The 23,682-nt window shown below is 66.4% G+C and carries 24 protein-coding genes and 1 pseudogene (1 of these 25 cut by a window edge); 10 read left to right on the top strand and 15 right to left on the bottom strand.

The window, feature by feature from the left end:
- Positions 1–61: 61 nt before the first annotated feature.
- The 9 genes from ACUXVA_RS08010 to ACUXVA_RS07970 all read left to right on the top strand — a co-directional run bounded on the left by ACUXVA_RS08010 (position 62) and on the right by ACUXVA_RS07970 (position 7,922).
- A complete protein-coding gene (locus ACUXVA_RS08010) occupies positions 62–511 on the top strand; it encodes a (2Fe-2S)-binding protein (protein ID WP_265080787.1) in 450 nt (149 codons plus the stop codon).
- A 10-nt stretch (positions 512–521) separates the two neighbouring features.
- Positions 522–2,702 carry a xanthine dehydrogenase family protein molybdopterin-binding subunit gene (locus ACUXVA_RS08005; RefSeq protein ID WP_265080788.1) on the top strand — a complete coding sequence of 727 codons (2,181 nt, stop codon included), beginning with the start codon at positions 522–524 and terminating at the stop codon, positions 2,700–2,702.
- A 46-nt stretch (positions 2,703–2,748) separates the two neighbouring features.
- Positions 2,749–3,063: a c-type cytochrome gene (locus ACUXVA_RS08000; protein ID WP_445491575.1), complete on the top strand. Its 315-nt coding sequence runs from the start codon at positions 2,749–2,751 to the stop codon at positions 3,061–3,063.
- Positions 3,060–4,337 carry an NAD(P)/FAD-dependent oxidoreductase gene (locus tag ACUXVA_RS07995; RefSeq protein ID WP_265080790.1) on the top strand — a complete coding sequence of 426 codons (1,278 nt, stop codon included), beginning with the start codon at positions 3,060–3,062 and terminating at the stop codon, positions 4,335–4,337. Before ACUXVA_RS08000 ends, ACUXVA_RS07995 begins: the two co-directional genes overlap by 4 nt.
- Positions 4,330–4,788: a sulfur oxidation c-type cytochrome SoxX gene (gene soxX, locus ACUXVA_RS07990; protein ID WP_445491572.1), complete on the top strand. Its 459-nt coding sequence runs from the start codon at positions 4,330–4,332 to the stop codon at positions 4,786–4,788. Before ACUXVA_RS07995 ends, soxX begins: the two co-directional genes overlap by 8 nt.
- Positions 4,789–4,801: 13 nt before the next feature.
- Entirely contained in the window at positions 4,802–5,278 is a 477-nt protein-coding gene (locus ACUXVA_RS07985; protein ID WP_445491570.1) for a SoxY-related AACIE arm protein, read from the top strand.
- The gene (gene soxZ / locus ACUXVA_RS07980) at positions 5,278–5,598 is read left to right on the top strand and encodes a thiosulfate oxidation carrier complex protein SoxZ (RefSeq protein WP_265080793.1); all 321 of its coding nucleotides are present in this window, start codon (positions 5,278–5,280) and stop codon (positions 5,596–5,598) included. The genes ACUXVA_RS07985 and soxZ overlap by 1 nt, the downstream gene beginning before the upstream one ends.
- Positions 5,595–6,371, top strand: a complete 777-nt coding sequence (gene soxA / locus ACUXVA_RS07975; RefSeq protein ID WP_265080794.1) for a sulfur oxidation c-type cytochrome SoxA — start codon at positions 5,595–5,597, stop codon at positions 6,369–6,371. The genes soxZ and soxA overlap by 4 nt, the downstream gene beginning before the upstream one ends.
- 207 nt (positions 6,372–6,578) lie before the next feature.
- Complete coding sequence (locus tag ACUXVA_RS07970) at positions 6,579–7,922, top strand: MmgE/PrpD family protein (protein ID WP_265080795.1); 1,344 nt, start codon at positions 6,579–6,581, stop codon at positions 7,920–7,922.
- Here the strand turns inward: ACUXVA_RS07970 and ACUXVA_RS07965 are convergent.
- The 12 genes and pseudogenes from ACUXVA_RS07965 to ACUXVA_RS07910 form a co-directional block, all read right to left on the bottom strand.
- Positions 7,919–8,704, bottom strand: coding sequence for an SDR family oxidoreductase (locus tag ACUXVA_RS07965; protein WP_445491567.1), 786 nt, complete (start codon positions 8,702–8,704; stop codon positions 7,919–7,921). The two genes, ACUXVA_RS07970 and ACUXVA_RS07965, sit on opposite strands and share 4 nt — an antisense overlap.
- A complete protein-coding gene (locus tag ACUXVA_RS07960; protein ID WP_445491565.1) occupies positions 8,704–9,537 on the bottom strand; it encodes an N-acyl homoserine lactonase family protein in 834 nt (277 codons plus the stop codon). The genes ACUXVA_RS07965 and ACUXVA_RS07960 overlap by 1 nt, the downstream gene beginning before the upstream one ends.
- Complete coding sequence (locus ACUXVA_RS07955) at positions 9,534–10,541, bottom strand: Ldh family oxidoreductase (protein ID WP_445491563.1); 1,008 nt, start codon at positions 10,539–10,541, stop codon at positions 9,534–9,536. Before ACUXVA_RS07955 ends, ACUXVA_RS07960 begins: the two co-directional genes overlap by 4 nt.
- A gap of 80 nt (positions 10,542–10,621) precedes the next feature.
- Positions 10,622–11,014 (bottom strand): carboxymuconolactone decarboxylase family protein, encoded by a 393-nt coding sequence (locus ACUXVA_RS07950; RefSeq protein WP_445491561.1) that lies wholly within the window; start codon positions 11,012–11,014, stop codon positions 10,622–10,624.
- A 62-nt stretch (positions 11,015–11,076) separates the two neighbouring features.
- Positions 11,077–12,312 carry an ABC transporter substrate-binding protein gene (locus tag ACUXVA_RS07945; protein WP_445491559.1) on the bottom strand — a complete coding sequence of 412 codons (1,236 nt, stop codon included), beginning with the start codon at positions 12,310–12,312 and terminating at the stop codon, positions 11,077–11,079.
- Positions 12,313–12,357: 45 nt separating this feature from the next.
- Positions 12,358–13,591 (bottom strand): annotated as a pseudogene (locus tag ACUXVA_RS07940) (ABC transporter substrate-binding protein).
- A 46-nt stretch (positions 13,592–13,637) separates the two neighbouring features.
- On the bottom strand, positions 13,638–14,345 hold the full coding sequence (locus ACUXVA_RS07935; protein ID WP_265080801.1) for an ABC transporter ATP-binding protein: 708 nt from the start codon (positions 14,343–14,345) through the stop codon (positions 13,638–13,640).
- Positions 14,332–16,113 carry a branched-chain amino acid ABC transporter ATP-binding protein/permease gene (locus ACUXVA_RS07930; RefSeq protein WP_265080802.1) on the bottom strand — a complete coding sequence of 594 codons (1,782 nt, stop codon included), beginning with the start codon at positions 16,111–16,113 and terminating at the stop codon, positions 14,332–14,334. Before ACUXVA_RS07930 ends, ACUXVA_RS07935 begins: the two co-directional genes overlap by 14 nt.
- Entirely contained in the window at positions 16,113–17,069 is a 957-nt protein-coding gene (locus tag ACUXVA_RS07925; protein ID WP_445491556.1) for a branched-chain amino acid ABC transporter permease, read from the bottom strand. Before ACUXVA_RS07925 ends, ACUXVA_RS07930 begins: the two co-directional genes overlap by 1 nt.
- 126 nt (positions 17,070–17,195) lie before the next feature.
- A complete protein-coding gene (locus ACUXVA_RS07920) occupies positions 17,196–18,620 on the bottom strand; it encodes an MmgE/PrpD family protein (RefSeq protein WP_265080804.1) in 1,425 nt (474 codons plus the stop codon).
- Positions 18,621–18,655: 35 nt separating this feature from the next.
- A complete protein-coding gene (locus tag ACUXVA_RS07915) occupies positions 18,656–19,552 on the bottom strand; it encodes an NAD(P)-dependent oxidoreductase (protein WP_265080805.1) in 897 nt (298 codons plus the stop codon).
- Between the two features lie 142 nt (positions 19,553–19,694).
- On the bottom strand, positions 19,695–20,633 hold the full coding sequence (locus ACUXVA_RS07910; protein WP_265080806.1) for a LysR family transcriptional regulator: 939 nt from the start codon (positions 20,631–20,633) through the stop codon (positions 19,695–19,697).
- A gap of 156 nt (positions 20,634–20,789) precedes the next feature.
- On the opposite strand from ACUXVA_RS07910, the gene ACUXVA_RS07905 reads away from it, so the two are divergent.
- A complete protein-coding gene (locus ACUXVA_RS07905; protein ID WP_265080807.1) occupies positions 20,790–21,530 on the top strand; it encodes an SDR family oxidoreductase in 741 nt (246 codons plus the stop codon).
- Positions 21,531–21,585: 55 nt separating this feature from the next.
- Here the strand turns inward: ACUXVA_RS07905 and tnpC are convergent, their stop codons facing one another.
- The 3 genes from tnpC to tnpA form a co-directional block, all read right to left on the bottom strand.
- Positions 21,586–23,109 (bottom strand): IS66 family transposase, encoded by a 1,524-nt coding sequence (gene tnpC / locus ACUXVA_RS07900; RefSeq protein WP_445491552.1) that lies wholly within the window; start codon positions 23,107–23,109, stop codon positions 21,586–21,588.
- 85 nt (positions 23,110–23,194) lie between these two features.
- Complete coding sequence (tnpB, locus tag ACUXVA_RS07895; protein ID WP_265079591.1) at positions 23,195–23,551, bottom strand: IS66 family insertion sequence element accessory protein TnpB; 357 nt, start codon at positions 23,549–23,551, stop codon at positions 23,195–23,197.
- A protein-coding gene (gene tnpA, locus ACUXVA_RS07890) for an IS66-like element accessory protein TnpA (protein ID WP_445491550.1) crosses the window boundary here: on the bottom strand, positions 23,548–23,682 show its final stretch. The gene runs 258 nt beyond the window's last position; the window shows 135 of its 393 coding nt (coding positions 259–393); its start codon lies beyond the right edge, outside the window; it ends in the stop codon at positions 23,548–23,550. Before tnpA ends, tnpB begins: the two co-directional genes overlap by 4 nt.

Below are 23,682 nucleotides of genomic sequence, written 5' to 3'. Positions count from 1 at the left end.
TTCCAGTTTTCGCGCCACCTTGCCGTTCATGGGAGCAACAATCCCGGCAAGGGGACGGAAGATGCCAAGCCTCACGATCAACGGCAAGACATTCGAGATCGATGCCGAAGCTGACACGCCCTTGCTGTGGGCTATCCGCGAAAATGCCGGCCTGACCGGCACCAAATATGGTTGCGGCATTGCACAATGCGGCGCCTGCACCGTACATCTCGACGGCGCCGCGACCCGTTCGTGCGGCGTGACCGTCGGCGAGGCCGTCGGCAAGCAGATCGTCACCATCGAGGGACTGGCCGCCGGCGGCACGTTGCACAAGGTGCAGCAGGCCTGGATCGACAACGACGTGCCGCAGTGCGGCTATTGCCAGAGCGGCATGATCATGGCGGTCACCGCGCTGCTGCGCGACAAGCCGAAACCATCCGACGCCGACATCGACGAGGCCATCACCAATATCTGTCGTTGCGGCACCTTCCAGCAGGTGCGCGAAGCGATCCACGCCGCCGCCAGCGCCTGAGGAACATGACATGACCCATATGCCAAGCCTCAGCCGCCGCTCTTTCGTCATCGGATCCGCCGCCGTGGGCAGCGGCCTCGCGCTCGGGCTCGACCTGCCGTTCGGCGGTCCCGGCGTGGTGCGCGCCGCCGACGGATCGCCGGAAGTCAACGCCTGGGTGGTGATACGCCCGGACAACACCGTGGTGATCCGCATCGCGCGTTCGGAAATGGGCCAGGGCACCCTGACCGGCCTCGCGCAGCTGGTCGCCGAGGAACTCGAATGCGACTGGTCCAAGGTCACGACGGAATATCCGACGCCGGGCCAGAGCGTCGCCCGCAAGCGCGCCTGGGGCGACTTCTCCACCGGCGGCAGCCGCGGCATCCGCACCTCGCAGGACTATGTCCGCAAGGGCGGCGCCACCGCGCGCATGATGCTGGTGCAGGCCGCCGCCAATGAATGGAACGTGCCGGTCGGCGAATGCAGCGCCGCCAGCAGTGTCATCACCCACAAGCCGTCGGGCCGCACCACCACCTACGGCAAGGTGGTCGAGGCCGCCGCAAAACTTTCGCCACCCGCCGACGTCAAGCTGAAGGACCCCAAGGACTGGCGGATCGTCGGCAAGGGCGTCAAGCGGCTGGACACCGCCGACAAGACCACCGGCAAGATGACCTATGGCGTCGACGTGGTGCTACCGGGCATGCTCAACGCCGCGATCAAGGATTGCCCGGTGTTCGGCGGCAGACTGAAAAGCTTCGACGACTCCAAGGTCGCCGCCATGAAGGGCGTCAAGAAGGTGGTGAAGGTGGGTGACAGCGCAGTCGCCGTGGTCGCCGACACATGGTGGCACGCCAAGGTCGCGCTCGACGCACTGCCCATCGTCTGGGACGAAGGCGACAACGCCAAGGTGTCCAGTGCCTCCATCGCCAAATGGCTCGAGGAAGGCCTCGACCCGGCGCAGCCCGCCTTTATCGGGAACCAGAACGGCGATGCCAAGGCCGCAGTCGCCGGCGCCGCGCGCAAGATCGAGGCGGTCTATTCCTACCCCTACCAGAACCACGCCACCATGGAGCCCATGAACGCTACTGCGCTCTACACGGCGGATAAATGCGAAGTGTGGACCGGCACCCAGAACGGCGAAGCCGCCTTCGCCGCGGTGCTGGAGGCCTCCGGCCTGCCGGCCGACAAATGCGACGTGCACAAGCTGATGCTCGGCGGCGGCTTCGGTCGCCGCAGCATGACCGACTATGTGCGGCAGGCAGTATCGATCGCCAAGCAGATGCCGGGTACGCCGATCAAACTGATCTGGTCGCGCGAAGAGGACATGCAGCACGGCAGGTATCATCCGATCACCCAGTGCAAGCTGACCGGCGCGTTCGACGCCGACAACAATCTGACCGCGCTGCAGGTCCGGCTGTCCGGCCAGTCGATCCTGTTCAGCGTGCGTCCGGATGCGCTGGTCAATGGCATGGATCCGGCGGCGTTCCAGGGCCTTGCGCCGCAGGGCGAGGCGGCGATCGGCTACAGTCTGCCGAACCTGTTGGTCGAACACTCCATGCGCAACCCGCACGTGCCGCCCGGCTTCTGGCGCGGTGTCAACGTCAACCACAATGCCATCTATCTCGAATGCTTCATGGACGAGCTGGCGCTGTCTGCCGGGCAGGACCCGCTCGAATTCCGCCGCAAGCTGATGGGCAAGCACCCCAAGCACCTCGCTGTGCTCAATGCCGTCGCCGAGAAGATCGGCTGGACCACGCCGCCGCCCAAGGGCGTGTTCCGCGGCATCGCCCAGCACATGGGCTATGGCAGCTACGTGGCCGGCGCCACCGAGATCTCGGTGACATCAGGCAACAAGATCAAGGTGCATCGCATCGTTGCCGCCACCGATCCCGGCTACGCCGTCAATCCGGCGCAGATCGAGCGGCAGATCGCTGGCTCCTTCGTCTACGGCCTGTCCGCGCTGTTCTATGGCGGACTCACGGTGAAGGACGGACGCATCGAGGAGAATAACTTCGACACCTACAATTCGATGCGGATCAGCGAAATGCCCAAGGTGGAGTCGATCATCATGCCGAGCGGCGGATTCTGGGGCGGGGTCGGCGAGCCGACCATCTGCGTCGCGGCGCCCGCGGTGCTCAACGCCTATTTCGCCGCCACCGGCAAACGCATCCGCTCGGTGCCGCTGCGCAACCACGACATCAGCTTTGCCTGATATGAGCAGAGGCAAGCAGCCTCCGCTTTTCCACTGGATGACGGGAATGAATGAGCTTCGCAGTTCCGTTGGATTGGCGATGGCCCTGTTTGCGATTGCGGCCACGCCGTCGCAGGCAGCATCGCTGCCGCCACCGGGCGCGGCTTCGTGCTCCGGTTGCCACACGACGATCAGTAGTGCGACCTCGCCGGTGCCGCATCTGCGTGGACGCGACGCCGGCGAGATCGTCGCTGCCATGGCAGCGTTTCGCGACGGCTCCAGGCCGGCCACGGTGATGAACCGCATCGCCAAGGGGTTTTCCGACGACGAGGTGCGCCCGATCGCGGCATGGCTCGCTGCACAGCAACAGGACACAAGATGAGCCGCTTGCGTCATCCGAACCGGCGGGAGTTTTTCGGCGCGGCGATGGGCGCCGCCGCGCTGGGATTTGCGCGGCCGGCGCTGGCGCAGGGCGCGGCAAAGGTCGTGGTGATCGGCGGCGGTTTCGGCGGCGCCAGTTGCGCCCGCGCGCTGCGGCAACTCGACCCCAGCATCCAGATCACGCTGGTCGAACCCAACGCCACCTACACTTCCTGCCCGTTCAGCAATGCGGTGATCGTCGGAATGCGGCCTCTGGAAGCGCAGCAATTCGGTTACGGAAAGTTCGCGGCCGAGGGCATTGCCGTGGTCCCGCAGATGGCGGCAGGGATCGACGCGCAGGCGCGTAGCGTCAAACTCGCTGACGGCTCGTCGCTGACCTATGACCGGCTGGTCCTGGCGCCGGGCATCGACCTGCGCTTCGACGCGCTGGAGGGCTACGACCAGGCTGCCGCCGGGAAAATGCCGCACGCCTGGAAGGCCGGCGAGCAGACTACGCTGCTGCGCCGCCAGCTCGAGGCGATGGACGATGGCGGTCTGGTGGTGATCGCGGCACCGGCCAATCCGTTCCGCTGTCCGCCCGGCCCCTATGAGCGCGCCAGCCTGATCGCCTGGTATCTGAAGACGAAGAAGCCGCGCTCCAAGCTGATCATCCTCGACGCCAAGGATGCCTTCTCGAAACAGAAACTGTTCCAGAGCGCCTGGGCAGAGCTGTATCCCGGCATGGTGGAATGGGTTGCGCTGTCACAGGGCGGCAAGGTGACGTCGGTCGATCCGGCCACCAACACGCTGACCACCGATTTCGGCAAGCACACCGCGCAGGTCGCCAATGTGATCCCACCGCAGAAAGCCGGCGCGATCGCCGTGCTGGCCGGTGCCGTCGACAAGACCGGCTGGTGCAGTATCGATCCGGTCAGCTTCGAATCGCGGCTGGTGCCGAACATCCATGTCATCGGCGACGCCTGCATCGCCGGCGCGATGCCCAAATCGGCTTTTTCGGCCAATGCCCAGGCCAAGGCCTGCGCCGGCGCGGTGGTCACCCTGCTGGCAGGCAACGCGCCGCCGCAGCCCAAGCTGATCAACACCTGCTACAGCCTGGTGACGCCCGATTACGGCATCTCCATCGCCGGCGTGTACCAGCCCAAGAACGGCCTGTTCGCGGATGTGGAGGGCGCCGGCGGCGTCAGCCCGCTCGATGCGCCGGCCGCGGTACGCGCGCAGGAGGCCGCCTTTGCCGATGCCTGGTTCGCTACCATCACGGCCGAAGCCTTTGGCTAGAGCACCGGGGATCGCGCGTCTGCTGCTCGCGGCACTGTGTTGCACAGCGCTGCCCGGCGCGTCCCGCGCGCAACAGCTTGTCGGCTACGTGGTCGAGGGCGATGCCATCGCGGCGTCGTTGACCGGCGCACCGGGCGATGCCGCGCGCGGACGCGCGCTGGTCGCCAACCGGCAGACCACCTGCGTGCTGTGCCACGCGGTGCCGCAGAACGCGGCCGTGCTGCAGGGCGATCTGGCGCCGGGTCTCGCGGGCAGCGGCAGCCGCTGGAGCGAGGGACAATTGCGGCTGCGGCTGGTGGATGCGACGCGCCTCAATCCCGCGACCATCATGCCATCCTATTACCGGGTCGACAGCCTGCAGCGGGTGGCGGCGACATGGCGCGACCGGCCGATCCTCTCGGCTGGGCAGATCGAGGACGTGGTGGCCTATCTCACCACGCTGCGGGATTGAACAGGGACGGATGATGAGCACGAGCACCGACGCGACACGGCGCGGCTTCCTGACGATGGCTGGCGGCATGGCGGCCATCACCGTCACGCCGTTCGCGCTGACGAGTGCACAGGCGACGCCCGACTCGCTGGCCGCGGCCATCCACGCCGTCGTGGGCGGCGCGGTGGTGCATGCCGGCCGCGTCAAGCTCGACGTGCCGCCGCTGGTGGAGAACGGCAATACCGTGCCGGTCACTGTCAGCGTCTCCAGCCCGATGACGGACACCGACTTCGTGCGCAGCATCCATCTGTTCAACGAGAAGAACCCGCAACCCAATGTGGGAAACTTCTTCATCGGCCCGTGCGCCGGCCGCGCCGAGGTCGGCACCAGGATGCGGCTCGCCGATACCCAGAAGATCGTGGCCATCGCGCGACTGTCGGACGGTTCGTTCTGGTCGGTCAGCGCCGACGTGGTGGTGACTCTGGCCGCCTGCACCGAGGAAGCCGGCTGATGCCCTCCGCCCTCATCAACGTGCCGCCGAAGGCCAAGCGCGGCGACATCATCGAGATCAAGGCGCTGATGTCGCATATCATGGAAACCGGCTTCCGCCACACCGTGACCGGCGAGGCCATTCCCCGCAACATCATCACCAGCTTCTCCTGCCGCTACAATGGCGTGGAGATCTTTCGTGCTGAGCTGTTTCCGGCCATCGCCGCCAATCCCTTCCTGTCATTCTTTACGGTCGCCAGCGACAGCGGCACGCTGGAATTCAACTGGACCGGCGACCGCGGCTTTTCCGAAACCGCCTCGGCCTCGATCATCGTCGAATGAAAGGCACTGGCATCATCGCGGCAACGCTGCTGATGCAGGCGGGAGCGCTCGGCTTCGCCACCGAGATCCCGCCGGCCGAGCGCCGCTCCGGCGCGACGTTCATGACGCCACAAACGCAGGCGATCCAGAACGACGACACCGCCAATCCCGCCATGCTGTCGGTGCTCGACGGCGAGAAACTGTGGAAGGACAAATCCGGCACGGCGAACCTGGCCTGCGCCGACTGCCACAACGATCCCGCAAGCATGCGCGGCGTCGCGGCGCACTATCCCGCTTTCGATGCGACACTGGGGCGGCCGGTCAATCTCGAGCAGCGCATCAACCTGTGCCGCAGCCAGCACCAGCAGGCCACGCCCCTGGCCTATGAAAGCCCGGAGCTGCTGGCGCTGACCGCCCTGGTCGCCCGGCAATCGCGCGGCATGGCGATCGACGCCGGCGCTGACCCGCGGCTGGCGCCGTTCGTTGCCGCCGGCCACGCGTTGTTCATGCGCCGGCAGGGCCAGCTCAATCTCGGCTGCAGCAATTGCCACGACGACAACTGGGACAAGCACCTCGCCGGTTCCGCCATCACCCAGGCCCATCCGACCGGCTATCCGCTGTACCGGCTGGAATGGCAGTCCATCGGCTCGCTGCAGCGCCGGCTGCGCAACTGCATGGCCGGCGTCCGCGCCCAGGCCTACGACTACGGCGCACCGGAGCTGGTCGAACTGGAGCTCTATCTGATGTCTCGCGCGCGGGGCATGGCGATGGACGCGCCCGCGTTGCGGCCGTGATGCCTTCAATGGTTCGGTACGGGACCGCAGCTATGCAGCGCGCAGCTATCCCTCGGCGCTGACAGGCCAAGGAATTCACATCGGAATAGCAGTTATAGCGATCGGCGCACCAATTTGCCGGCCAGCGATAGGCATTGTCAGGCAATGTATTGCCGACCATCCTCGGCGACGCATCTCGTTCCAGATCGCGCACTTTCGGGCTTCTCGATGAAAACCACGCCAACCGTCACCCATGCCCTCGCGCAGTTGATTTCCGCGATGCAGTGGGAGGACCTCCCCGAAGCCGTCCGTGGGGCTGCGCGACGCTCGCTGCTGAACGGCATCGGTACCGCATTCGGTTCGGCGCGCGCGCCGGTGGTCGTCACGCTGGCGCAGACGCTGCAATGCTTTTCCGATCACCGGCACGCCATGCTGGTTGGCGGCACCAGGCGAATGGACGCCGGCAGCGCCGCCTTCGTCAACGCGGTGGCCAGCAACCTGCTCGACTTCGACGATACCCATCTGCCCACCATCATCCATCCCACCGCGCCAGTGGCTTTCGCGGCGCTGGCGCTGGCGGAATGGCGCGGCCTGTCGGGCCGGCAACTGCTCCAGGCCTTCGTCGCCGGCGGCGAGACCGCCTGCCGCATCGGGCTCGGCGTCTCACCGGGCCATTACGCGCGCGGCTGGCACATTACCTCAACCTGTGGCGTGTTTGGCGCGGCAGCCGCCTGCGCGCGCCTGCTCGGCCTCGATGCCGCGCGCACCGCCCACGCGCTGGGCATCGCCGCCAGCCTGTCCGCCGGGCTGGTGGAAAATCTCCCGACAGCAGGCAAGAACGCCAGCGTCGGCAACACCGCGCGCAGCGGCATGCTCGCCGCGATGCTCGCCGAAGCCGGCCAGCAGGCCGCGCCGACCGCGATCGAGGGGCCGCTCGGCTGGGCGCGCGCCTGCGGCGACACGCCGGATATCGACGCGATGATCGGCGAGCTCGGCACGCGCTGGGAGTTTGCGAGCAACACCTTCAAGCCCTACCCGGCCGGCATTGTCATGCATGCGGTGATCGACGCCTGCCTCGACCTGCGCGCCGCCCACGCGCTCAAGCCTGACGACATCGATGCGGTGAACGTCACCGGCGACACGCTGCTGCTGGCGCGCGGCGACCGCGTGGTGAACACCGCCGGCGACGCCCGCGTCAGTGTCCATCACTGTGCCGCAGTGGCGCTGCTGCTGGGCCGTGCGGGCGTCCATGAGTTCTCCGACACCGTCGTGTTCGACGCCGATGTCGTTGCGATGCGCAGCAGGGTGAGTGCGGTCCGCGACGACACCATGCCGGTCGGCGCCGCGCGCGTCGGCATCGCCTGCCGCGACGGCCGCAAGCTGTCGATGGAGGTCGTCGCCGCGCGCGGCAGCCTGGCACGGCCACTCACCGACGCCGATATCGAAGCCAAGTTTCGCGCCTGCGCGCGCGACGGCGCGCCCGGCATCGACAGCACGAGAGCGATCGAGACGATCCGAGCGCTCGAACATGCGCCGGATCTCGGCGATCTCGTCGCGGCACTGTCGGGCTAGGCGGCCGACCAGCCGCCATCGATGGGGATCACCGCGCCGGTGATGTCGCGCGCCGCAGGGCCGCACAGGAACACGATGGCGGCGCCGACATCGGCGAGCTCGACGAAGCGGCCGCTCGGCTGCCGCTCTTTCATGTAGTCACGCACAGCGTCGTCGTGGGACAGGTTGCGCGCCGCGGCGAGCGCCTCGATGCGCTTGGCGATCGCCGGCGTCGGCAGGGTGCCGGGACTGACGGCATTGCAGGTGATGCCGGTGCCGGCGGTTTCCAGCGCCACGGTGCGGGTCAGGCCGAGGATGCCGGTCTTGGTGGTGACGTAGTCGACGCGGCCCTTGGCGCCGCGCTGGCCGTACTGCGAGGACAGGTTGACGATGCGGCCGAAGTCGCACGCGCGCATGGCGGGCAGTGCGAGCTGGATGAGGCGCAGCGGCGCGGTGAGGTTGACCGCCAGCGAACGCTGCCAGTCGTCGATGGACAAGTCCTCCACCGGGGCGAAGTGGCGCACCACGGCATTGTTGACCACGACGTCGGGCCCGCCGAACGCGTCACGCGCGGCCTGCATCAGCCGATCCACCGCGGCGAGATCGGCGAGATCTGCCTGACAATAGACCGCGCCGATGCCGTGACGCTGCGTCAGCGCTTGCGTCGCCGGCTGCATGGCGGCCGGGTCGTCGAGTCCGTGCAGGATGATGTTGAAGCCGGCCGCCGCCAGACTGTCGGCCACGGCAAGGCCGAGCCCGCCGGTGGAGCCGGTGACCAGCGCCGATCGCGGCTGCGCGGCCATCAGCCGCGGTCCACGCGCGGCGCCACGTCGAGCCGCACCGCAATGCCGTCGAGTTCGCGCGACACCGGCGGATACAGCGCCATCACCAGAGGATCGTGGCCGGGGATGATGTGATCGGAGCTATCCGCCAGCGCCTGTACGGTGCGAAACCCCTCCATCATGTCGCCGACATTGTAGACCGCGGGAAACGGCAGGCCGCGCAGCATATTGTCGTAATAGTGCGTGGCGTCCGACGCCACCACGACCCAGCCGCGCTTCGTCCACACCCGCACGATCTGCAGTCCCGCCGAATGGCCGCCGACCTTGTGCAGCGTGAGCCCCGGCGCCAGTTCGGAAAAGCCGTCGTGGAACGCGACGCGGTCGGCATAGACGTTGCGCACGAAGCCGACGACGTCTTCTACATCGAAGGGATGGCGCAGATAGCCGTGGCACATGCAGCGGCCGGTGGCATAGGCCGCCTCGGCATCCTGGACATGGAAGCAGGCGCGCGGGAATGCGCCGAGCGAGCCGGCGTGATCGTAATGCAGATGGCTGAGGATGACCTGGTCGACCTCTGCCGGATCGATGCCGAGCGCACGCACGCCGTCGGCGGGCAGCCGCAGCATGGTGCGGCCGCGCTGCGCCGCCGAGGTCGGATTGAAGCCGGTGTCGATGACGAACACCTTGTCGGAGCGACGCGCCACCCAGACGAAGTAGTCGAGGTTGCGGCCGGCCTCGTGGACGTCGGCACCGATGAAATTGTCGGAGGCGCGGCGGCCGGTGTGCTCGCCGTAGCGGATCGCGAACAGTTCGAACGGCTCGATGCCGCTCATGGCATGGGATGACGTGGTCATGAAGTCTCACTCGCAGGTTGACGCGCGACGATAGCATCGAGCTGGCGACAGATCTCGTCGGGGATTTCGATCGCATCCAGATCGCGACGGCGCTGGCGATCGGCGCGCGAGCGATCGAACGGCATCCGCACCGGCGCGCCGCCCTCGACCGGCCGCGCGCCACGCACCGCTTCGGCATAGGCCGAGACATTGGCGCGGAATTCGTCGGCGGAGCCCATCAGATCCGGCCGCATGGCGATGATGACGAAGCCGAAGCCGGCGAGCTCCGGCGGGATCGGCTTTGATCCGGCCATGATGCCGAGCAACTGCACCACGATGCCGAGGCCCGATCCCTTGGCGCCACCCCAGGCGGCAAAGGCGCCGGCGAGTGCCGCGGCGGGATCGCGCGTCGGCCGGCCTTCCGCGTCGAACGCGACATCGACAGGCGGCTGCCGGCCGAGCCGGCCGGCCAGCGTCACCTCGGCGTGAATGATCGCGGAGGTGCCGATGTCCCAGATCACCGGCTCATCGGCACTGGGGAAACCGAAGCAGATCGGGTTGGTGCCGAAGCGGCCTTCGGTGGCGCCGTGCGGCGCGACCCAGGGCGAGGCATTGGATGCGATGACGCTGACCAACCCGCGCGCCGCGGCCATCTCCGCATAGTACGACAGCATGCCGGTGTACCAGGTGTCGCTGGCGCCGACCACGGCGATGCCGGTGGCCTCCGCCTTGTCGATGGCGATCTGGGTGGCGCGGTGCGCGACGAGATAGCCGAGCTGGTCGCCGCCATCGAGCCGCGCCGACACCGGCGTCTCGTGCAGTGTGCGGATGGCGCGGCGATGATCGCCGGTGCGTGCCAGCCGTTCGGCAATACTGATGGCGCGCGCCAGGCCGCCATAGCCAAGCCCGCGCAGCTCGCAGTCGATCAGGTGATCGGCGATCAGCGCCGAATCTGCGACATCGTGACCGAGCCCGGCCATCACGCGCGCGGCGAGATCGCGGGCCTCACTGACGGTAAATCTCATGGAAGCGTTCTTACTTCAACGCGGCCGCCGTTCAGCATGCGCAGAACGGCGACCGCGACGGTCAGGTCGGTGCAGGCGACCTACTTGCCGGCTTTCTCGGCTTCGATCTGAGCGAACACTTCGCGCGCGGTACGGAACGAATCCACACCGGCCGGGATGCCGCAATAGATCGCGACCTGCAGCAGCACTTCCTTGATCTCTTCCTTGGTGACGCCGTTGACCAGCGCGCCCTTCAGGTGCATGCGCAGCTCGTGCGGCCGGTTGAGCGCGCTCAGCATGGCGATGTTGAGCATGCTGCGGGTCTTGCGCGGCAGGCCGTCGCGGCCCCAGACGGCGCCCCAGCAATATTCGGTGGTCAGTTCCTGCATCGGCATGTTGAAATCATCCGCCGACGCGAATGACTTCTCGACGAATTCCTTGCCCAGCACGTCCTTGCGAATAGCCAGACCGCGATCGAAGACTTCCTTGCTCATGTACTTTTCTTTCTGTGTTGGTCGGATAGGGCCACCCGCCAAGATGGCGGGTGGATCGTGGCTCAGCGCTTCGGCCAGAACGGCTCGGCAACGGCGAGTTTCTGCGGGAACACAGTGACGGGAATTCCGTTCTGCCACTGCACCACCGTCATTTCGGCATCGACGCGGCGTCCCTTGTCGTCGAACTTGAGAATGCCGCCGGGATAGTATTTGGACGGCCCGCCATCCATGCTGCGCAGCGCGTCGGCCACCGCCACCTTGTCGGCCTTGCCCGCTTTTTCCAGTGCGTCCTTGATCAGCCACATGTCGCCATAGGTCGAGATGGCGTTCTGGGTCATCCACGGTTCGTTGTAGCGGCTCTTCAATTCGGCGATCAGCGCCTCATGGCCCTTGGTGGCCCGGCTGCCGACGCAGGTGATAACGCCCTGCAGGAGCGTCGGATTGATGGTCTGCAGGATGTCCGGCTCGGCGATGGCGATGCCGAACGAGATGGTCGGGATACGGCCCTGGCTGAGGCCGAACTCGTTCATCTTCTCCAAGACCAGCTTGGCGTCGGAAATCACCGTGGGCAGGAAGAATAGCAGATCCGGCTTGGCGGCGCGCACCTTCTGCACCAGCGGCGTGGCGTCCGACAGCGGCGGCGTGAAAGTCTCGTCCATCACCAGATCGAGGCCGACCTCCTTGAGCAGACCCTCGCGCATCGGCTTGGCCGAGGCCACCGACGCGCCGGTGTTGTCGGTGATGATCGCCACGGTCTTCGGCATCTTGCCGGACGCGCTCTGCGCCAGCTTCATCAGCAGCGGCAGCGCCTGGCGGGCCTGCGACGCCGCAGTCGCCGAGGTCTGGAATACGTATTTGAAACCGCGGTCGGTGATCAGGTCGGAATAGGACAGGGTCAGCATCGGCAACTGCGCGCGCTCGGTGACTTCCGTGGCAGCCAGCGTGAACGAGCTCAGATAGGCGCCGCTGGCGGCGACCAAGTCGGTCTCCTGCGCCACCATCCGCTGCGCGGCGTTCTTGGCCTTTTCGACGGTGTCGCCGGAATCCAGCACCACCAGCTTGAGCTTGGCGCCGCCCAGCGCCTTGACGCCGCCGGCCTTGTTGATGTGATCGATCGCCATGTCGGCGCCCATCTTCATCACCGCGCCCGGGCGCGCATAAAGCCCGGACAGCGGCACCAGCAATCCCACCTTCACCTCGGCCGGCGATTGCGCGAAGGCGCGCGGCGCGAGCAGCGTCGCGGCACTCGCCGCCAGCATCGTGCGTCGTGTCAGGGCCAGCCTGCTCATATCGGTCATGATGTCCTCCAAATGATTTTGTTTTGATTGTTCAGCGCTTCTTTTTCAGCTCTTCTTGGGCCAGAACGGTGCCGCCACCGCGAGATCGTTCGGGTAGACTGTGACGGGAATGCCGTTCTGCCACTGCACGATGACCACGCCGGCCCCGACGCGGCGGCCCTTGTCGTCGAACTTCAGCGTGCCGCCCGGATAGTATTTTGCGGGCCCGGCATCGAGGGTGCGCAGCGCCTCGGACACAGCGGCGCGATCGGCCTTGCCGGATTTTTCCAGCGCTTCCTTGATCAGCCACATGTCGCCATAGGTGGAGACCACGTTCTGGGTCATCCACGGCTCCTTGTACTTGGTCTTGAGATCCGCCAGCAGCTTCTCCTGGCCCTTGACGCCCCAGTTGGCGACGATGGTCATGATGCCCTGCACGACTTCCGGCGACACGCTCTGCAGCATGTCGGGTTCGGCGATGGTAATGCTGAAGGAGATGGTGGGGATACGCCCCTGGCCGAGGCCGAACTCGTTCATCTTCTCGAGCCCGAGCTTGGCGTCGGACACGGCGTTCGGCATGAACAGGAACAGGTCCGGCCTGGTGGCGCGCACCTTCTGGATCAGCGGCGTGGCATCGGCCAGCGGTGGTGTCCACACCTCGTCCATCACCAGTTCGAGGCCGAGCTTCGGGAATAGCTTTTCCTTCAGCGCCTTGGCCGTCGCAATCGATGTGCCGGTGTTGTCCATCGCAATGGCCACGGTCTTCGGCCGCTTGCCGGAGGCCGCTTCCGCGAGCTTCATCAGTTCGGGCAGGCCAAGTTCAGACTGCGCCGCGGCGGTGGCCGAGGTCTGGAACAGGTGGCGGAAACCGCGGTCAGTAAGCAGGTCGGAATAGGACAGCGTCAGCAGCGGCAGGCCGGCGCGCTCGGTGACCTCGCTGACGGCCAGCGTGAACGAGGCTGAGATAGGAGCCGGTGGCGGCGACCAGATCGGGCTCCTGCGCCACCATGCGCTGCGCGGCGTTCTTGGCCTTCTCGACGGTGTCGCCGCAATCCAGTGCGACCGGCTGCAGCTTGGCGCCGCCCAGCGCCTTGATGCCGCCGGCCGCATTGACATCGGCGATGCCCAGCTCGGCGCCCATCTTCATCACCGCGCCGGGCCGGGCATAGAGGCCGGACAGCGGCACGATCAGGCCGACCTTGACGTCGGCGGGCGCTTGCGCGCGCGCCACGCCGGTGAGACCGATGGCGGCCGCACCCGACACGAATGTACGCCGTGTCACCGGAAGTATCTTCGTCATCTTTGTATCCTCCCATTGGGCTCGCTGTTGAGGCCGCGAGCTTGATTTACATTCCGAGATAGGCCTGCCGGATCCGGTCGTCGGCCCGCAGCGTCGCGTTGTTGCCCTCGAGCACGACACGGCCGGCTTCCAGCACATAGCCGCGGTCGGCGGATTCCAGCGCCTCGGCGACCCGCTGCTCGACCAGCAGGATGGTGAGCTTGGTTTCGGCGCGGATCTCGATCAGCTTCTCGAAAATGAAATCGGCGATCGCCGGCGCCAGCCCCATGGAGGGCTCGTCGAGCATCAGCAGTTTTGGCGCAGATGCCAGACCGCGGCCGATCGCCACCATCTGCTGCTCGCCGCCGGACAGCGTGCCGGCGAACTGATCGCGCCGCTCGGCCAGTACCGGCATCAGGGCGAAAATGCGTTCGAGGTTCTGTTTCCAGGCGCGGCGACCGGCGTCGGTAAAGGCGCCCATCTCGAGATTCTCCATCACCGACAGCGACGGAAACACCTGGCGGCCTTCGGGAACGTGGGCGATGCCGAGATGCGGCCGCTTCGCGGCGGGAATGTCGGCGAGGTCGACGCCCTCGAACAGGATGGCACCGGCGCTCGGCTGCACGATGCCGGAAATGGTCTTGAACAGGGTCGTCTTGCCGGCGCCATTCGGCCCGACGATGGCGACGAACTGTCCGGCCTCGACCGTCAGCGAGACATCCTTGAGGACGGGAACGACGGAGTATCCGGCGCAGATACCATCAAGCTTGAGCACGGTTCACCCATTTCTTTCCAAGATAGGCCTCGATGACCCGGGGATTGCGGGTGATGCTGACGGGATCGCCATCGGCCAGCACCGCGCCGTGATCGAGCACCAGGAAGCTGTCGACCAGCTTCACCATCGACTGCATGGTGTGCTCGATGATGGCGATGGTGACGCCCTCGCGCGCCAGCCGCTGCACCACGGCGACGACCTCCTCGGCCTCGCCATGGCCAAGCCCGGCCAGCGTCTCGTCGAGCAACAGCAGGCGCGGCTTGCCGGCCAGCGCGCGCGCCAGCTCCATCAGCCGCAACTCCTTGGTAGTCAGCTCGGCCGCAACCTTGTCGGCGACACCTGTCAGCCCGACCCGTTCCACCGCATCGTCGGCGAAGCGGCGCGCCTCGTCCTCGCTGGCCGCCTGCACATAGGCGCCGACGCGGACGTTGTCGCGCACCGACATGCGCAGGAACGGGCGCATCACCTGGAAGGTGCGGCCGACGCCGACCTGGCACAGTTCATGCGGCTTGCGCCCCACCATGTTGCGGCCCTCGAACAGCACCTCGCCGGTGTTCGGCAAAGAGAAACCGTTGAGCAGGTTGAACAGCGTGGTCTTGCCGGCGCCGTTCGGGCCGATGATGCCGAGGATCATGCCTTCGTGGATATCGAAGCTGACATCCTGCACCGCCTTCAACCCGCCAAAGGACTTCGACAGGCCCTTGACCGAGAGCAACACATTGCCTTGCGGCCGTTCCGTGCGCCTGGCGGCCGCTACGAACGGAATCACACGCTCCGGCGCAGTCGCGGCGTCGGCGGCTGGTGCCGCTGCTGCGCCGGCACGACGCTTCATCCAGCGGTCGCGCACCTTCCAGAACACGCCTTCCGGCGCCACCAGGATCACGGTGATGATAGCCAGGCCGAAGATCACGCCCTGGATGCCGGGAATCTTTGCGCCGAGCTCGGCGTGCAGGATCTCCGACACCGGCACCAGCACCGCAGCGCCGATCAGCGGCCCCCACACGGTGCCGACGCCGCCGAACATCGAAACCGTCAGTGCCTGCGCCGACACCAGCATGCCGAACACCGAGGGCGGCGTGACCACCAGCAGTACCACCGCATAGAACGCGCCGACCGCACCGGCGATGGCGCCGGACAGCGCGATGGAGCGCAGCTTCCACGACAGCGTGTCGATGCCGGCGGCCTCCGCCGCCGCCTCGTTCTGCTTGATCGCCAGCAGCGCCATGCCGAAGCGCGAGTGCTCCACCGCGCGGGTGATGGCGACGATGCAGAGCAACATCGCCAGGGCGACGAAGGTGTAGACCCGCGGATCGGAGAACTGCATGTAGGCGAACGGATTGTCGCGCTTGATCGGCAGCGTCAGCTCCTGATAGCCGAGCCATTCGAACACGTAGAGCAGCGCCAGCGGATAGGCCAGCATCGCCAGCGCGAAGTAGTGACCACGCAGCCGGAAGGTCGGGAAGCCGACCAGCAGGCCGGCAATGCCGCCGATCACCGCGGCGGCGGGGATCAGCAGCCACGGCGTGATGTCGAAATAGATCTGCCCGAGCGCCGTGGTGTAGGCGCCGAGACCGAAGAACGCGGCGTGGCCGAACGACACCAGACCGGTGTAGCCGGACAGCACATTCCACGACAGGCCGAAACTCGCCCACACCAGCACCAGAGTCAGCGTGAGCTGATAGTAGGAGTTGGTAACGAAAAGAGCGAGGCAGGCATAGATCGCGGCAGCGAGCAATGTCGGCGCGAGAGAACGCAACAGCATCGGCATCAGGTTCTCTCCACCATGCGGCCAAAGAACCCCTGAGGGCGCAGGAAAATGATCAAAAGGAAGACGACGAAGATCGCGGCGTTCTGCGGCTGGGTCGGCAGGACCAGCGTCGAAAGCTGCTGCACGAGCCCGATGGTCATGCCGCCCCAGAACGCGCCGGTGATGCTGCCCATGCCGCCCAGCACGACGCCGGCATACATCACGATGACGTAGTCGATGCCGATATAGGGATGGAACGGATAGTTGGTGGCGAGCAGCCCGCCGGCCACCGCGGTGACCGCGGTACCGAGCCCGAAGGCGATGCGGTGCGCCTTGTCGATGTCGATGCCCATATAGGTGGCGGCGACCGGGTTGTCGGCGGCGGCGCGCAATGCCTTGCCCATGCGGGTGCGGGTGATCAGCGCGGCAAGCCCGATCATCGCGGCGATCGAGATGATGGCGGCGATGCCGCGCGCCTTGTTGACAAAGATGCTGATGAGGTCGTTCCAGAGCGGCCCGATCTCCCAGGCGCTGGACGACAGCGGCGTACGGATCGAGGCCAGCACCGAGCCGAACACGATCAACCCGCCGTTCTGCAGCACCAGCGCAACGCCGAGCGTGAGGATCAACTGGGCGAAGTGACCCTCGCCCTCCAGCGTCGCGGTGCGCTGGCCGGTGACCCGAGAAATCAGCAACTTGTGGATCCAGAAGCCGAACAGGAACAGCAGCGGGCCGGACAGCAGGATCGCCACATAGGGGCCGAGCACGTTACCGAATGCAGTCTGGATGCCGAACGACAGGAACAGGTAATAGGCGACATACATGCCGAGCATCATGAAATCGCCCTGGGCGAAGTTGATGACGCGCATCACGCCGAAGATCAGGCCGAGTCCGACGCACATCAGGCCGTAGATCGCTCCGGCCAGGAGGCCAGCGACCAGTGCCTGCAGGATGTTTTCGATGACCTGCGACATCATCGATGCCGCCTTGCCGCGATGGCGCGCAGGCCATTGCCCCTGTCCTTCATGTCGTTTCTCCCCTTGTCGCGACCCTCGGACTTGGCGCCCGTTGTGGCCGTGGCCTGTTCTCAAAAACGTTGCGCGTCAGGTTGCCCTGCCCGCGACGCGCGCCGCGGAGCTACGTGATCTGCCGCCGCGCACGGTCAGCGCGCATAACCCGGCAATGCGCCCGGCGTTACTGCTCCGTTCGATGCGATCGATGGCTTCCTCGATGGCGTCGGCGCGATTGACGCCGAGCACGGCACCGGCGCTGTCGCGGAGACGCGCACGCACTTCGCCCTCGGTGGCGGCGATGACGTCGGAAATCCGGCGGCTGATCCGCGCGCCGACAGCGAGGCTGACCTCGACCTCCGCGCCCTGCGCCGCGGGAAACGCCGCGGTGAATTCGCGATCGCTCTTCAGCCGGATCATCGACGCAAGGCGCAGGATGTCGGGATCATCGAGCCTGCGATAATTGTCCTCGTCGACCACCTTGCGCACCAGCGCGCCGGCGACGCCGTACTGGATGCTCATCTTGGCCTGCAGCGCGCGTTCGAAGGGGCCGGTGAAATCGCAACCGGGATAGCGGATCGCGGCATCCGGAAGGTGCACGGTGATCTGCTCGACCGCGGCAATGTTGTCGATCTCTTCCGCCACACGCAGGGCCGCCTGACAGGCCGTCTGGGCGAAATTGCAGGCCGGAACCGGCTTGTTGTAGACCGCCAGGATCTCTTCCTCGCCGCCGGGAAACAGCGTGATGACAGGCGGCGCCAGGGCGCGACGGAACGCGGCGAACAGCCCGGCCTCGCCCTCGAGAATCAGTTCGGAGCCATAGGCGCCGGCTTCCGCCAGCGCGACCGCGGTGATGGCGCTGCGCGCGGCGGCGCCGGGATGAAAGTACATGTCGCTGCCGCCGTCATGCGGCCACTGGTTGAGGCCCGCCGAGGCATTGGCCGCCAGCGCCAGCGCAGACACCGCGGCATTCTCGTCGAGCGACAGCAGGCGGCTTCCGGCTACCGCGCCCGCGACCGGGCCGAGAATGCCGGTGGGGCGAAACAGCCGGGCGAGGTCCGCATCGAATAGCGCGCGGCCGAGCCGGCCGCCGACCTCGTAGCCAACCGCCGCCGCTATCAGCAGTTGCGCGCCGGACACCTGGCTGCGCTGCGCCAGCGCCAGCAACACCGGCCAGAGCACAACGCCGTGATGACCGATGCTGCCGGCGTGCATGTCCTCGCGCACCAGGCCGTGGCCCATGGTGGCATTGGCGAAGGCGGCATCGGCCGGCGACGCCGCGATGTCGGTGCCGACGATGGTGGCGCCCGACGCCGCATTGCCGGCAATGGCGATCGCCTGCCGGCTCCAGGCGAGGTCGCGCGCCTCGAAGGCACAGGACAGGAAATCCAGCAGGCAGATCTTGAGCTTGTCGCAGGCGGCCGGCGACAGATCCGACAAATGCACGGCGTTCGCCGCACGCACCATGGTGCGCGCCAGCGATGCCTGCCTGTTGTTGGACCTGTCGGCCGTCGTCATTGTCGTGCTTCCCTTTTTCGCGAAGGTGCTGTCGTCTATCCCCGGATCTCGACGCCGGCCCATTCTTCGGAAAGCTTGGCGATCGAGGTGAAGTCGGAGTCCGGGCCGTATTTGGCCTGGGTCAACGCCAGGATCTGACGCACGACCGCGCCCATGATCATGGGAATGCCCATCGCTTCGGCCTCGTCGAGGCAGAGCCGGACGTCCTTGTAGGACAGCGCCGTAGCGAAGCCGAAGTCGAAGGTGCCGGTCAGCACCGAGCGCGGGAATTTGTCCTGCGTGGCGCTGTTGCGGCCGGAGGACACGTTGATGATGTCGAGCAGGATTTTCGGATCGAGCCCGGCCTTGACGCCCATCGCCATGCCTTCGGACGAGATCACCAGCGCGGCGGCGGCCAGGAGGTTGTTGACGAGCTTGGCGGTCTGCGCGAGGCCCGGCTTCTCGCCGGTGTAGAACAGCTTGCCGAAATTTTTCAGGATCGGCTCGACCTGCGGCGCGTAGACATCCTTGGGGCACGACACCATGACGGCCAGCGTGCCGCCCTTGGCGCCGGCGATACCGCCGCTGACCGGCGCGTCGACGAAGATGATGTTGTGCTTGGCCAACCCAGCGGCGACGATAGTGGAGGCGCCCGGCCCGGTGGTCGACAGATCGATCAATGTGCGGACGCGATTGCCGTGGGCGACGCCGTTGTCGCCAAGTGCGACAGCCTTGACGATGTCCGGCGTCGGCAGGCTCATCAGCACGATCTCGGCCGCGGAAGCGACCTCTGCGGGCGAGTTGGCGACCTGTGCGCCGCGCGCCTTGAGCGGCGCCGTGGCATTCGGATCGCGGTCATAGACGCACAGTGTGTAGCCTGCGTCCAGGAGACGCGAACACATGGGACCGCCCATGCGACCGACGCCAACGAATCCGAGAAGCTCTCCAGCCATCAACGCTCTCCCTTGCCGGCGCACAACCGCGCCGGTCCGTTTCATGTTGGACGGAAGCTAGCGGGAGTTGCCGGCGGGGGGCATCGTCGTTTGCGGAATAACAGCTTTGCCGCGCGCAGTCGTTTGCGGCGCAGCGAAATCGTCAGCTCATCAATGGCCCGGTGCCCTTGGCCCATAGCCCGCGGCGCACCAGATCCTTGATCTGCTGCCGCACCATCTGCGCCAGTGCGCGCGTCGCCGCAGTGGTCGGCCGCTGACTCGATGTCACCAGGATCAGTTGCCGCGTCAGCACGGGATCGACGATCGACCAGCTTTTCATGCGGCCGGCAGCGACGAGATGCCGCGCCGGCCCATAGGACAGCAACGTGTAGCCCATGCCCTGCTCGACGAGGCTAAGCGTGGAGGGCATCGCGTCGACTTCCAGTTCGATGCGCGGCGCGATCGCGGCTTCGCCGAGCAGCGCATCCACCACCAGCCGCAAGCCATGCGGGCGGCCCGGCAGGATCATCGGGATCTCGGTCAGCCGCGACGCCGGCACCGGCCCGTCGCCGAGACCCGCGGGATCGCTCATGGGCCCGAGCAAGGTGATCTCCTCGGTGATCAACGGTTCGGCGCGCAGGTTGCTGGTACGCGGCGCGTTGTACAGCACCGCCACATCGATCTTGCCGGTGATCAGCCATTCCAGCAGATGGCCGCTAAAACCTTCCACGACATGCATGGCGATGTCGGGGAATTCCTGACGGAAGCACTGCACCAGCGGCACGGTAAGCACCGACCCGACCGAGGGCGGCATGCCGATGGCGATGGTGCCGCGCGGACTGCTGCGCAGCGCGATCACCTCCGTCGTAGCCCGCTCGACGGTATCAAGCACGCCGCCGGCATAGTTCTGCAGCACCTTGCCCGCCTCGGTGAGCACGATACCGCGGCCGTTGCGGTAGAACAGTTCGATGCCGAGCTCCTGCTCCAGCGCCTTGATCTGCCGACTGAGCACCGGCTGGGCGATCGACAGCACCGCACCGGCGCGTGAGAACGAGCCGAATTCGGCGAGCGTAGCAAATGCCTTGAGTTGCTTGAGGTCCATGGGTCTCCCGTTTGCGCTTCGTTCGAACGGCGCACTGTTTCGGCATAACAGTTAGCACGCGCGGGATGGCGGACACAGCGTCGCGGCTCTGCCATTTTACCGCAGGACGCACCCCGAAGCTGCAGACCAACAATGCGGTGCGCCGAGGGAGATCAAATGACCAGAGATAGCAAGGACTCCGTACTTTTGACCGGCGCGGCGGGCGGACTCGGCCGCGCAATCGCCCGCGCCGTGGTGGCATCGGGGCGAAGGATCGTGCTGGTGGACCGCAACGCCGAGCAGCTTGCGGAGTTCGCTGCCGAGCTCGGCGCCATGGCGCATGCCGTGCGCCTCGATATCAACGACCACGCCGGCGTCGATCGCATTCTCGACGGCCTGCCCGAGGATTTCCGCCAGGTTGACGTCCTCATCAACAATGCCGGCCATGACATCGGCGGCCGCACCCGCTTCGACCAAGGTTCGGCGGACGACTGGACCGATATCATCCACACCAACCTGGTCGGCACCATGCGGATGAGCCGCGCGGTGCTGCCGAAGATGGTGACGCGCAACCACGGCCATGTGGTCAATATCAGCTCGATCAACGCGGTGCGCATTGTGCCGGACATGGCGGCCTATTCCGCCAGCAAGGCCGGCATCCGCATGTTCACCGAGACCATCCGCGGCGAACTGGCGGAGACCGCAATCCGCATTACCGAAATCCTGCCCGGCCTCGCCCGCACCGGCATCATCGTGACGCGCTACCGCGGCGACCGCGAGAAGGAGCAGGCCTATTTCGACCAGTTCAAGATGGCGCTCGACCCGGAAGACGTGGCGCGCGTCATCATGTTCGCGCTCGACCAACCCGCCCATGTGCAGATCGCGGAGATCATGGTGCTTCCGGTCAATCGCTACTGACGGCTGAATCTATCTTGAGGAGTGGCCGAGACAAGAAGCCGGGTAAGCGTCGTTCTCAGGCCACGGCTCTGAGGTCTTGCTTTTGGTAGGCCCAAGGCAAGAGCGCGTCGATGTCGCGGTTGGGATGACCGCTGGCGATCCTGGTAAGGGCGTCTGTCAGGTAGCCGAGCGGATCGATATCATTGAGTTTACAGGTCTCGATCAGCGAGGCGATGGTGGCCCAGTGCTCGGCACCTCCGTCGGATCCCGCGAACAAGGCATTTTTCCGGTTCAGTGTGATCGGGCGGATAGAACGCTCGACGGCGTTGTTGTCGAGCTCGATACGGCCATCGTCGAGGAAGCGGACCAAACCCTCCCAGCGCGAGAGCGCATAGCGGATTGCCTCGGCGAGCTTGCCCTTCTGGCTGATCAGCCCGAGTTTTGCGCGCAGCCAACTCTCCAATGCGTCGACCAGCGAGCGGCTTTTCTGCTGCCGCACGGTCCGACGCTCCTCGGCGATGCGGCCGCGGATGTCGTTCTCGATCGCATAAAGCGCGGCGATGCGCTGCAGTGCTTCGCTGGCGATCGGCGCAGGTCCGGGTGTGGCGAGCTTGTAGAAGTTGCGCCGCACATGGACCCAACAGAACGCCAGCCGCACGTCGCCGCGCTCGGCCAGCCGGCGGTAGCCGGCATAGCCATCGACCTGCAAGATGCCCCTGAAGCTGTCGAGATGGGCGATCGGCCGCTCGGCCTTGCGGTCCGGCGCGTAGACATAGGCCACGCCTGGCGGCTCGGATCCGTTCCATGGCCGGTCGTCGGCGGCATAGGCCCACAACTGCCCGGTCTTGGTGCGACCACGACCAGGATCCAGCACCGGCAACGTCGTCTCATCGGCAAACAGTTTTGGCCGCTCTCTGAGCTTGTCGAGCAGGCGTTGGTGCAGCGGACGCAGATGCCAGGCGGCATGGCCCACCCAGTCTGCCAGCGTCGAGCGGTCTAGGTTGACGCCCTGGCGGCCATAGATCTGGGCCTGCCGATACAGCGGCAGATGATCCGCATATTTGGAGACCAGCACCTGGGCGATGGTGGCTTCGGTCGGAAGCCCACCCTCGATCAGCCGCGCCGGCACTGGGGCCTGCACGACGCCATCCTCACATTGGCGACAGGCGTATTTCGGCCGGATCGTGACCAGCACCCGGAACTTCGCCGGCACGATATCCAGCCGCTCGCTCTTGTCTTCGCCGATCCGGTGCAACGCGCCCTGGCAGCAGCGGCAGGTCTTGTCGTCGATATCGATGGTGGTCTCGATCCGCGGCAGATGCGCCGGCAGCGCGCCGCGATTGGCCCGACGCTTCGCAGCTCCGGCCTGTCGTGCGGCCGGTGTCGCCTGCTCAGCTTCCGCGACGTCACGCGCCGCCGCCTGCTCGACGTCTTCCAAACCGAGCTGCATCTGGTCCTCGGGCAGCGTCTCCGCCCGGCGGCCAAACTGGTGGCGCTGCAGGTCCCTGATGATCTGACGCAGCCGTTCGTTCTGCACCCGCTCGGCGAGCAGCATCGCTTTCAAGGTCTCGGAATCATCGGGCAATGCGTCGCGCGGCATGATCAAATCAGATCATGTTTACCAGCATTTTGCGACGTGCTCGATGCTGCTGATTCACTTTGCCACAGCAACAAACGTCCAGGCGTTAGCCGGGCTGTGCCGGCGTCACCGTCTCGCGCGCCGCGTGGACACGCCGCCAATCCAACCCTTCGAGCAGCGCCGACAATTGCGCGGCCGACAAATGGATCACGCCATCTTCGATCTTCGGCCAGCGGAAGATGCCGTCCTCCAGCCGCTTGGCGAACAGGCACAGACCCGTGCCATCCCAATACACCAGCTTGATCCGATCCGCGCGCTTGGCGCGGAACACGTAGACTGCGCCCGAGAACGGATCCGCCGCCATGCTCTCCCGCACCAGGGCCGCCAACCCATCGGCGCCCTTGCGGAAGTCCACAGGCCTGGTCGCCACCATCACCCGGACCGCGCCCGTCGGGCCGATCACGCTCCGGCTTTCAGCGCCCGCAACACCGCGGCGATGGTGTCCGACGGAGCGCCCGCGCCGATGCGCACCGTCACGCCGTCGATCGCAACCTCGATCGTTCCGCCAAGCGGTTCGTCCCGCTGCTGCCGCCG

Source organism: Rhodopseudomonas sp. RCAM05734 (assembly GCF_052658035.1).
This window is presented reverse-complemented; position numbering and strand designations above follow the sequence as displayed.